Source organism: Bacteroides sp. HMSC067B03, from assembly GCF_001811315.1.
GTDB lineage: Bacteria > Bacteroidota > Bacteroidia > Bacteroidales > Bacteroidaceae > Bacteroides > Bacteroides faecis.
In genome coordinates this window covers 54,703-64,680 of the sequence record NZ_KV804225.1, presented here as the reverse complement: position 1 = coordinate 64,680, position 9,978 = coordinate 54,703, and the positions used below count along the sequence as shown (strand labels likewise).

The 9,978-nt window shown below is 44.8% G+C and carries 11 protein-coding genes and 1 pseudogene; 10 read left to right on the top strand and 2 right to left on the bottom strand.

Features of this window, described 5'->3' with window-relative positions; translation table 11 throughout:
• Positions 1-756 (bottom strand): annotated as a pseudogene (locus tag HMPREF2794_RS00415) (hypothetical protein); the annotation flags it as partial.
• Positions 746-2,299 (bottom strand): AAA family ATPase, encoded by a 1,554-nt coding sequence (locus HMPREF2794_RS00410; RefSeq protein ID WP_055269179.1) that lies wholly within the window; start codon positions 2,297-2,299, stop codon positions 746-748. The gene HMPREF2794_RS00410 and the pseudogene HMPREF2794_RS00415, both read right to left, overlap by 11 nt.
• Before the next feature lie 291 nt (positions 2,300-2,590).
• On the opposite strand from HMPREF2794_RS00410, the gene HMPREF2794_RS00405 reads away from it, so the two are divergent.
• The 10 genes from HMPREF2794_RS00405 (at position 2,591) to HMPREF2794_RS00365 (ending at position 9,972) form a co-directional block, all read left to right on the top strand.
• Positions 2,591-2,872: a tetratricopeptide repeat protein gene (locus HMPREF2794_RS00405; protein WP_010537605.1), complete on the top strand. Its 282-nt coding sequence runs from the start codon at positions 2,591-2,593 to the stop codon at positions 2,870-2,872.
• A 34-nt stretch (positions 2,873-2,906) separates the two neighbouring features.
• Positions 2,907-3,134 (top strand): 4Fe-4S dicluster domain-containing protein, encoded by a 228-nt coding sequence (locus tag HMPREF2794_RS00400; protein ID WP_004297419.1) that lies wholly within the window; start codon positions 2,907-2,909, stop codon positions 3,132-3,134.
• Positions 3,135-3,146: 12 nt separating this feature from the next.
• Positions 3,147-4,229, top strand: coding sequence for a 3-methyl-2-oxobutanoate dehydrogenase subunit VorB (locus HMPREF2794_RS00395; RefSeq protein ID WP_070750506.1), 1,083 nt, complete (start codon positions 3,147-3,149; stop codon positions 4,227-4,229).
• Positions 4,230-4,238: 9 nt separating this feature from the next.
• Positions 4,239-4,415, top strand: coding sequence for a hypothetical protein (locus tag HMPREF2794_RS28305; protein ID WP_010537603.1), 177 nt, complete (start codon positions 4,239-4,241; stop codon positions 4,413-4,415).
• A gap of 12 nt (positions 4,416-4,427) precedes the next feature.
• Positions 4,428-5,192 (top strand): thiamine pyrophosphate-dependent enzyme, encoded by a 765-nt coding sequence (locus tag HMPREF2794_RS00390; protein WP_010537602.1) that lies wholly within the window; start codon positions 4,428-4,430, stop codon positions 5,190-5,192.
• A 19-nt stretch (positions 5,193-5,211) separates the two neighbouring features.
• Entirely contained in the window at positions 5,212-5,754 is a 543-nt protein-coding gene (locus HMPREF2794_RS00385; RefSeq protein ID WP_010537601.1) for a 2-oxoacid:acceptor oxidoreductase family protein, read from the top strand.
• Positions 5,755-5,905: 151 nt separating this feature from the next.
• Positions 5,906-7,948: a putative porin gene (locus HMPREF2794_RS00380; protein ID WP_022302264.1), complete on the top strand. Its 2,043-nt coding sequence runs from the start codon at positions 5,906-5,908 to the stop codon at positions 7,946-7,948.
• Between the two features lie 17 nt (positions 7,949-7,965).
• Positions 7,966-8,802 (top strand): transporter substrate-binding domain-containing protein, encoded by an 837-nt coding sequence (locus HMPREF2794_RS00375; RefSeq protein WP_010537599.1) that lies wholly within the window; start codon positions 7,966-7,968, stop codon positions 8,800-8,802.
• Between the two features lie 190 nt (positions 8,803-8,992).
• Positions 8,993-9,514, top strand: coding sequence for an RNA polymerase sigma factor (locus HMPREF2794_RS00370; protein ID WP_029425487.1), 522 nt, complete (start codon positions 8,993-8,995; stop codon positions 9,512-9,514).
• Positions 9,511-9,972 (top strand): hypothetical protein, encoded by a 462-nt coding sequence (locus tag HMPREF2794_RS00365; RefSeq protein ID WP_010537597.1) that lies wholly within the window; start codon positions 9,511-9,513, stop codon positions 9,970-9,972. The genes HMPREF2794_RS00370 and HMPREF2794_RS00365 overlap by 4 nt, the downstream gene beginning before the upstream one ends.
• Positions 9,973-9,978: the final 6 nt, after the last annotated feature.

Genomic DNA, 9,978 nt, shown 5'->3' with positions numbered 1-9,978 from the left:
CACATCTCCCTGCGCAACATGCAACTGATCTTTTCCTTCATCGTCTGCCATACGTCCCATCTTGTTGGCCACCTTGACTACTTCCGGATATTCTTTCTGAATACGGACTATTTTGCGTATCCGTTCAAAGTCTATGGTATTCCACATACCGCTCATCAATCCCCATGCCTGATAGAACTCGTCTTTCTCTATATTATTCTGCCGGATATATTCGGGAATATTCCTGAGATTAGCATGAAGCCTGCGTTCAAAATCATCCTTGCGCTGTTCTACTTCTTTCTCCTTTTGTTCCTGCAAATCCCGTTGGAAAGCCTCTTTCCAGTCGTCCACCATCCTTTCCCAGACTTCATCATCGGCATATTTCCCTTCATTACCGAATTGCCCCTGATAAAACGCACGGTCGAAGCCATTGCCTCCATATTTGTCGGAAACTTGCTGAAGCAAAGCCTGCCATCCGTCTTTCCGTTTGACCTCCGACCATTCCAGGGCAAGTTCCATTCCTTGCTGTTCCGACTGGCTTTTCTGCATATTGTATCTTTGTTTCTCCAGGTTCAGCCGGATAAACTGGCTCATCGCATCGTAGAAAATTCGGGCACAGACCTCATCACTCAAAACCTGTATCCTTATCATCGGATCGTTCATGACGGAAAGCAGATAGGCATACAACGGTTCATTGTCCGCTTCCGCACACTCTCCGGTCGCTACATACCTATCCAGCACCTGCACATAAAATGCAGCATCATATCTAAGACTCATCGCCGTATCTCAGTTTACGGACATCCACGCGTGCCCAGGCAATCTCTTTGCGGATGGTCGCCACATATTGTGCAACCCCTTTCTTGTCTTCTTCAGAAACGAAAATATTCTCAGACAAATCTTTTACTAATTTCTCTATCCTACCGTGAGCTGTCTCCAGTTCCGTTTCATAATCCCGGTCGGTGAGAGTCATATTGCCCAGCCACAACTGCTGTTGTTCTCCCCTTTTCAGTCTCCGCATCGCAAAACGGACACCATTGATATAAAGATTCTTTTCATCTCTGTAAAGAGTCACCCTTTCGGCACCTTGTTCCTTCATTTTGGAGGCATCGGAGAAAGTGCGTATAATCGTCCGCTTCGGATTCAGCGGATCAGCATACATGACTCCTGTCGCAGGAGCATCCTTCGGACTATATTCTTTCAGATTCTTATAGTCCACAATAAAGATATAGGTATTCCCCGTACCGTGATTTTCTATCTGATAATAAAAATGGTCGATGATCATCAAATCATCGTCCCTGCGATCCCCTTTCTGCCGGGCCTTCTCCAATGCTTCACGCACGCGGCTTACCTTCAGATCCGACTTTAACGATAAGTTGATAGCTGCAATCTCCTTTACGCAGGGTACAAATAGTGCACGGACAACAATCTGCCGGATATCTGCACACTCGTCCGGCTCATTCCACAAGCAATGATAAATGGGTAATAAATCTGTCAGACAAGCTTCCTTCCGTCCGTGAACAAAAGCAGAAGCCTTCAGCAGTTTCACGATATTCTTCCAGCGACGGTCGCTTACATAGACATTCCGATGTATTTCCGAACCTTGGATCCCGACTTTCTCCAGATTTCTGCGAATTTCCGTGATGCAGGACAGAACTTCGGCAGCTACCGTGATCTGTCTTATCTCTTTCTGCCACCCGGCATATTCCTCATCCGAAATCTGCCACTGGCACGTTTCCTGTTCTTCTTCATCACCATCGTCCAGCAACATCTGATAGAACGCCTCCTCCTGCTTCACACAAGTACTGATCATACGAATCAAAAAGCGGTCCCACAAGGCTTCCAGCCCTTCTCCCTGCGTAGGCAGCTCATTACTGGCGGCTACCAGCAGTTTCAACGGAAGCTTTAACTCCGTATCTCCGTTCCGAAACAACTTTTCATTGATCACCGTCAACAACGTATTCTGGATGGCCGGCCCCGCTTTCCATATTTCATCCAGAAAGACGACATCCGCTGTAGGCAGATACCCGTTCACAGCACGCTCATACTTATCCGACTCCTTCAAACGACTAATGCTCACCGGTCCAAATATTTCATCAGGTGTAGAAAAACGGGACATCAGATACTCAAATGCCCTCGCATCAACAAAAGCTCTCTTCAACCGCCGTGCCACCATCGACTTCGCCACTCCCGGAGGACCCAGCAATAAAATACTTTCGCCCGCCAAAGCAGCCAGCAAAGACAAGCCGATTTCAGCCTCCTTCTCATACACTCCCCTGTTCATTTCGGACAGCAGCAACTGTATACGTTCTTTTATTTCCATATTATTCTTTGATTCAGCACATAAAAAAGATGTAATTCATCTTGCCTGCTATACATTGTTTATCAACAAACGGCTTGCAAATATACGTTTTTACCGGTTATTAATATGATTACTTCCCTCTCAATTCTGTCATTCATCCTCAAGAATTATCTTAAGGCATATTTATTATTGACTATTTATTCACCCAATATGCAATAAAAACAAAAGGACGCAAATTTCCTTCCGCATTTACCCCCATTTACACAAATAAAAACTATCTTTGCGTCTCAGAATCCCGAAAGACGAAAGAAAATGGAGCAAATAGACAACCTAAAAGAGCTTATCAATCAAGGGGATGTGGACACAGCGATTAAGCAACTGGACCAACTTCTCCAAGACGATTCTGTCGAGAAAGATAAAGATATGCTCTACTATTTACGGGGAAATGCCTACCGAAAAAAAGGAGATTGGAAGCAAGCGCTGGATAACTACCAGTATGCTATTGATCTCAATCCCGACAGTCCCGCTGTTCAGGCAAGAACAATGGCAATAGATATCCTGAATTTCTACCACAAAGATATGTTCAATCAATAATCGAATTCAAAGATAACGTAATAAAATAGAGATTATGGCAAAAATTAAAGGAGCAATCGTAGTCGACACGGAGCGTTGCAAAGGGTGTAACCTGTGTGTAGTAGCGTGTCCGCTCGATGTAATCGCCCTCAATAAAGAGGTAAATATGAAAGGCTATAACTATGCCTGGCAAGTAAAAGAAGATACCTGTAACGGATGTAGCTCGTGCGCAACAGTTTGTCCCGACGGATGTATCTCAGTGTATAAAGTAAAAGTAGAATAAAAGAAAAAGAATATGGCAGAAGAAGTTGTATTAATGAAAGGGAACGAAGCCATCGCCCACGCAGCCATCCGTTGCGGTGCGGACGGATACTTCGGTTACCCTATTACTCCCCAATCGGAAGTGCTGGAAACGCTGGCCGAACTGAAACCGTGGGAAACAACCGGCATGGTAGTACTCCAGGCAGAAAGTGAAGTAGCAGCTATCAATATGGTATACGGAGGCGCAGGTAGCGGAAAGATGGTATTAACCTCTTCCTCAAGCCCGGGCGTGAGCTTGAAACAGGAAGGTATCTCCTATATCGCAGGTGCCGAACTTCCTTGTTTGATCGTAAACGTGATGCGTGGCGGTCCCGGACTGGGAACGATCCAGCCGAGCCAGGCAGACTACTTTCAGACTGTAAAAGGTGGTGGCCACGGTGACTACAGACTGATCGCACTTGCCCCGGCATCCGTACAGGAAATGGCGGACTTCGTTGCATTAGGTTTCGAGTTGGCATTCAAATATCGTAATCCTGCTATCATTCTTGCCGATGGTGTAATCGGACAGATGATGGAGAAAGTAGTTCTCCCCGCACAGAAACCACGTCGCACTGATGAGGAAATCATCAAACAATGCCCGTGGGCTACTACCGGAAGAACCAAAGGCCGTAAACCGAACATTATCACTTCTCTGGAACTGAAACCGGAAGCGATGGAAATAAACAATCTCCGCTTCCAAGCTAAATACCGCGAAATTGAAAAAAACGAAGTACGCTTTGAGGAAATCAACTGCGAAGATGCAGAATATCTGATCATTGCTTTCGGTTCAATGGCACGTATCGGCCAGAAAGCAATGGAAATGGCCCGTGAAAAAGGTATCAAAGTCGGTATTCTCCGTCCTATTACTCTGTGGCCGTTCCCGACCCAAGCAATTGCAGCCTATGCTGACAAAGTAAAAGGTATGCTCGTTACAGAATTAAATGCCGGACAGATGATTGAAGATGTCCGCCTGGCTGTTAATGGTAAAATAAAGGTAGAACACTTCGGACGCCTCGGTGGTATTGTTCCCGATCCCGACGAGATTGTTACTGCTTTGGAAGAAAAAATAATCAAATAACGAAAGACGATGAATCCCGATAAAATAAGGAACGTACTGAACATCCTTTTCATGATATTGGCACTTGCCGCCATCATCACTTACTTCGTAGCAGGAAAGGAAGATTTTAGAATGTTTATCTACATATGCGGCGCGGCAATCTTTGTCAAGCTGATGGAGTTTTTTATACGGTTCACCAACAGATAAGGAGAAGAAGTTATGACTAAAGAAGAAATAATCAAACCCGAGAATCTGGTTTACAAGAAACCGACTCTGATGAACGATAATGCCATGCACTACTGTCCGGGTTGCAGTCACGGTGTGGTACACAAGCTCATCGCCGAAGTGATAGAAGAGATGGGCATGGAAGATAAAACGGTGGGAATCTCTCCGGTAGGATGTGCAGTTTTCGCCTACAACTATTTGGATATTGACTGGCAAGAAGCAGCACACGGACGTGCTCCTGCTGTAGCAACTGCCGTCAAACGCCTATGGCCGGACCGTCTCGTGTTCACTTACCAAGGTGATGGCGACCTGGCTTGTATCGGTACTGCCGAAACAATTCACGCACTGAACCGCGGCGAAAATATTACCATTATCTTTATCAATAACGCTATCTACGGTATGACCGGCGGCCAGATGGCTCCGACTACACTGGTAGGCATGAAGAGTTCTACCTGTCCTTACGGACGTGATGTAGAACTGCACGGCTATCCATTGAAAATGACCGAGATTGCCGCCCAACTGGAAGGAACGGCTTACGTAACCCGTCAGTCGGTACAATCAGTACCTGCCATCCGCAAAGCCAAGAAAGCGATACGCAAGGCATTCGAGAATTCGATGAACGGCAAAGGTTCCAACCTCGTTGAAATCGTATCTACTTGCAGCTCCGGCTGGAAGATGACTCCGGAAAAATCAAATAAATGGATGGAGGAACATATGTTCCCATTCTATCCGCTGGGTGATTTAAAAGATAAAGAATAACGCAAAAGTCAACAGAACAATGAAAGAAGAAATAATTATTGCAGGATTCGGTGGACAAGGCGTATTGTCTATGGGTAAAATTCTGGCCTATTCCGGACTGATGGAAGGAAAAGAAGTAAGCTGGATGCCGGCATATGGTCCTGAACAACGAGGCGGAACAGCCAATGTGACAGTGATTGTAAGCGATGACAAGATATCTTCACCGATCCTGAGCAAATATGATACGGCGATCATACTGAACCAACCTTCACTGGAGAAATTTGAAAGCAAGGTAAAACCGGGCGGTATCCTGATCTACGACGGATATGGAATTATCAACCCGCCTACCCGCAAGGATATCAAAGTATATCGCATCGACGCAATGGATGCTGCCAACGAAATGAATAACGCGAAAGCCTTCAACATGATCGTACTCGGCGGGCTGCTGCAACTCCGTCCTATCGTGACACTGGAAAATGTCATCAAAGGACTGAAGAAAACTCTTCCGGAACGCCATCACCACTTGATTCCCATGAACGAGGAAGCGATCAAAAAAGGGATGGAATTAATCCACGAAGTCTAAATAATTGACAATTGACAGTTGACAATTGATAATTAGAGATACTAATTGACAATTTACAATCGGCATAAATTGGCAAAATAACGCATATAGACGTTAATTGTCAATTGCCAATTGTCAATTGTCAATTTTTCATGTATCTTTGCCTCCAATTATGAGACGAATCTTACTATTATATATATTATTTTCCGTTGTAGGATTGAGTGCTATTCATGCGCAGCTCAACCCTGCCCGCCAACAAATCGACGAAAACGGACGCGACCAATATGGTAATCAGGTAGACCCTGCCATGATTCCGGATAAACTGGACAGTGCTAATGTTGAAGTACAGGGATTGCCGCCTACGCTATATATGTGGCGTATCAAGAACCAATTAGGCGACCGGACAATGATTCCGGCAGATACGACTTATCATCATTTCCAAAACACAAACCTTACAGACGGAATTACCGGACATTATAATTACCTGGCCAATTTAGGTTCTCCGCGTCTGTCGCGTATCTTCTTTGAACGCAATTATCCGGAACCCACCATCTTTATGGAGCCTTTCTCCAGCTTTTTCATTCGTCCGACGGAATTCAACTTTACGAACAGTAATGTACCTTATACCAACCTGACCTATCACAAGGCGGGTAATAAGCAAAATGGAGAAGAACGTTTCAAATCCTATTTCTCAGTCAATGTAAACAAGAAGCTGGCTTTCGGCTTTAATATCGACTATCTGTATGGCCGGGGCTACTATAACAATCAAAATACTTCTTATTTTAATGCTGCACTTTTCGGTAGTTACATTGGCGACCGCTATCAGATTCAAGGAATATACAGCAACAACTATCTGAAAACAAACGAGAACGGTGGTATCACTGACGACCGCTACATTACCGCACCGGAAGAAATGGCAGAAGGAAGAAAGGAATATGAATCGGTCAATATTCCTACCGTACTCAACGCCAGTGCGAACCGTAACCACGACTTCTACGTATTTCTGACCCAACGCTATAATCTGGGATTTCAGCGGGATATTCCACAAGCGGAAAATGATACGATGCCTGCCAAACAAGAGTTCGTTCCGGTCACCAGCTTTATACACACCATTCAGGTAGAACGCTCACGCCATAATTTCCGTTCGGACGATAACGTAAAGGATTATTATAGTGATACCCATCTCGACAAAGAAAACACATTCGTCAGGGACAGTACCGTTTATGTCGGAATAAAGAATACAATAGGTATCGCCCTCCTCGAAGGCTTCAATAAATATGCAAAAGCAGGACTGACAGCCTTTGCCTCCCATAAGCTGAGCAAATATTCGCTGATGAGCCTGGACCCGCTAAGACAGGATAAATACAACGAGACGGAAATCTATATAGGCGGTGAACTGACTAAAAAGCAAGGAAACGTTCTTCATTATCACGCGATTGGTGAAGTGGGCATGGCAGGAAAAGCGATTGGTCAGTTTAATGTAAAAGGAGATATCGACTTAAATATCCCTTTATGGAAAGATACAGTGAGTGTAATTGCACGCGGAGAAATCAGTAATAAACTTGCGCCATTCTACATGCGCCATTATCATTCCAAACATTTTTGGTGGGACGATGATATGGATAAGGAATTCCGCACCCGCATCGAAGGTGAACTAAACATAGCCAATTGGGGGACACGCCTGAGAGCCGGAGTTGAAAATATAAAGAACTATACTTACTTCAACCAGCAGGCTTTGCCGACACAGAAAGGCGGTAGTTTGCAGGTTTTGTCGGCTTGCTTCAATCAGGATTTCAAGGTGGGAATCTTTCATCTGGACAATGAAGTAATCTGGCAGAAATCCAGTGACCAGGCTGTACTGCCATTGCCGGAACTCTCACTGTATCATAATTTCTATATGCAGTTTAAACTGGCGAAGAAAGTATTGAGCGTACAGTTAGGTGCCGATGTACGTTATTTCACCAAGTATGACGCTCCTGCCTATATGCCTGCTACACAGCAGTTCTACCTGCAACCGGAAGAAGGCAAAGTAGAGATAGGCGGCTATCCGATAGTGAATGTTTATGCTAACCTACACTTGAAACGTACCCGTTTTTATGTGATGATGTATCACGTCAACCAGGGAATGAGCAAACCCAATTATTTTCTGGCTCCTCATTACCCCATCAATCCACGTGTACTGAAATTCGGACTTTCATGGAACTTCTATGATTAACAAAATCTCTATGGCTTATGAAAACGCGCCCGAAATTGAGACTATTCAGATATCTGTTGCCGGTAGTCATTGTATTGGCACTCATCTTCTCTGTCCGCTATTGCGGTAAGCAGGAAAAGCCTTCGGGACATCCGCGCGATTATGCAGCTATTGCCAAAGAAGGTATCTTACGTGTAGCTACCGAATATAATTCAATCAGTTTCTATGTAGACAGTGATACTGTGTCCGGATTCCACTATGAACTGATAGAAGCGTTCGCACGTGATAAGGGACTGAAAACTGAAATCACTCCTGTCATGAGTTTCGACGAACGGCTGGAAGGATTGAGCGACGGACGTTACGACGTGATAGCTTACGGAATACTGGCAACCAGTGAGCTGAAGGATTCACTGCTCCTCACCTCTCCCATTATACTCAACAAGCAGGTATTGGTACAGCGAAAAGCGAACGGAGAAAATGATTCACTTTATATCCGGAGCCAATTAGACCTTGCCAAGAAGACACTTCATGTGGTAAAAGGCTCACCTTCTATTCTGCGTATTCATAATCTGGGTAATGAAATCGGAGATACCATTTATATAAAGGAAATAGAAAAATACGGTTCAGAGCAACTGATTTCGTTAGTTGCTCACGGAGATATCGATTATGCGGTCTGCGACGAAAGCATAGCCCGCGCAGTGACTGATTCATTGCCACAGCTGGACATCAATACTGCAATCAGCTTTACCCAGTTCTATTCATGGGCAGTCAGCAAACAATCACCCGCATTGCTCGATAGCCTGAATACATGGCTGGACAAATTCCAGAAAGAAAAAGAGTATCAAAAAATTTACCGGAAATACTATACTAAATAAGTGAAGATCCCCCCCGAGGACTTGACTTTCGTATTTGAATGTAGTATGCTTTATTCTCTATAAACAGAAGCTCTGTCCCCCAAAGAGTTAACAATCAATAAAGTTACTCTTGACAAAAAATTGCTCTACTTTTGAAAAAAATCTCTTTTTGATGTCACGTTTTTAATCTGGCACCGTCTTATCAGTGTAAATGGAACTGAAACAATTTAAAATAACCGTTGTGCCCCTTCGAGATAAGCTACTGAACTATGCCCGGAGGATGACTGATGATCCTTCGGATGCGGAAGATGCCGTACAGGAAGTCATGCTGAAGCTATGGAATCTGCGTCAGAAACTGGACGAGTACAGAAGCATCGAAGCTGTAGCCATGACCATGACGCATCATCTTTGCATGGACTTGTGGCGTGCCAAGCGACCGGACACTTTATCACTCGACCGGGTACAGGCTCCCACCCCTTCGGCTACTCCGGAGCGATTGCTGGAAGAGAAAGATGAGTTCAGACTGATGCGGGAGATTATCGACTCCTTGCCTACGCTGCAACGAACAATCATCCGCATGAAAGACATCGAAGAGTACGAAACGGAAGAAATTGCCGAAATCACCGGATGCAATGCAGAAGCCATTCGCAGCAATCTGTCAAGAGCCCGCAAGAAAGTAAGAGAAGTCTATTTGCAAACAATACAAGAACGAAAAAGGAGGAACAAAGCATGAAAGATATAGAAACCTTGCTCAACAAATATTTCGAGGGAGAAACCACCTGCGAGGAAGAACGCAGACTACGACGTTTCTTTGCCGAAGGCCTTGTACCGGAACACCTGGAGGTATATCGCCCGATGTTTGCCTTCTTCGAAGCAGAGCAGGAGGAACTTACGGAAGTCTCCGGTCAATGTAATGCCGGCGAAATGCCTGAACTTGCCATATTCGAGAAAAAGACAAAAACGGTCAGAAAGTATCTGACTTACAGCCTCGGTGCTGCCGCTGCCGCCCTCCTGTTATTACTGGGCATATCGGGCATCTACCGCCATATATCCCCTGCACCGGCAAACTATGTGATCATTGACGGCAAGGAATATACGGACGTTCATTTGATCCGCGAACAGGCGATGGTCGCTTTCCGTGACGTCAGCCTCAGCGAGGAAGAAATATTCGCTACTTTATTTGATGAATAATATAAA

Coding starts and splice junctions, on each gene's coding strand:
- HMPREF2794_RS00385 (WP_010537601.1), top strand. CDS start 5,212: ATGAAAGAAGAAATAATTATTGCAGGATTCGGTGGACAAGGCGTATTG.
- HMPREF2794_RS00405 (WP_010537605.1), top strand. CDS start 2,591: ATGGAGCAAATAGACAACCTAAAAGAGCTTATCAATCAAGGGGATGTG.
- HMPREF2794_RS00365 (WP_010537597.1), top strand. CDS start 9,511: ATGAAAGATATAGAAACCTTGCTCAACAAATATTTCGAGGGAGAAACC.
- HMPREF2794_RS00390 (WP_010537602.1), top strand. CDS start 4,428: ATGACTAAAGAAGAAATAATCAAACCCGAGAATCTGGTTTACAAGAAA.
- HMPREF2794_RS00410 (WP_055269179.1), bottom strand. CDS start 2,299: ATGGAAATAAAAGAACGTATACAGTTGCTGCTGTCCGAAATGAACAGG.
- HMPREF2794_RS00370 (WP_029425487.1), top strand. CDS start 8,993: ATGGAACTGAAACAATTTAAAATAACCGTTGTGCCCCTTCGAGATAAG.
- HMPREF2794_RS00380 (WP_022302264.1), top strand. CDS start 5,906: ATGAGACGAATCTTACTATTATATATATTATTTTCCGTTGTAGGATTG.
- HMPREF2794_RS28305 (WP_010537603.1), top strand. CDS start 4,239: ATGAATCCCGATAAAATAAGGAACGTACTGAACATCCTTTTCATGATA.
- HMPREF2794_RS00395 (WP_070750506.1), top strand. CDS start 3,147: ATGGCAGAAGAAGTTGTATTAATGAAAGGGAACGAAGCCATCGCCCAC.
- HMPREF2794_RS00400 (WP_004297419.1), top strand. CDS start 2,907: ATGGCAAAAATTAAAGGAGCAATCGTAGTCGACACGGAGCGTTGCAAA.
- HMPREF2794_RS00375 (WP_010537599.1), top strand. CDS start 7,966: ATGAAAACGCGCCCGAAATTGAGACTATTCAGATATCTGTTGCCGGTA.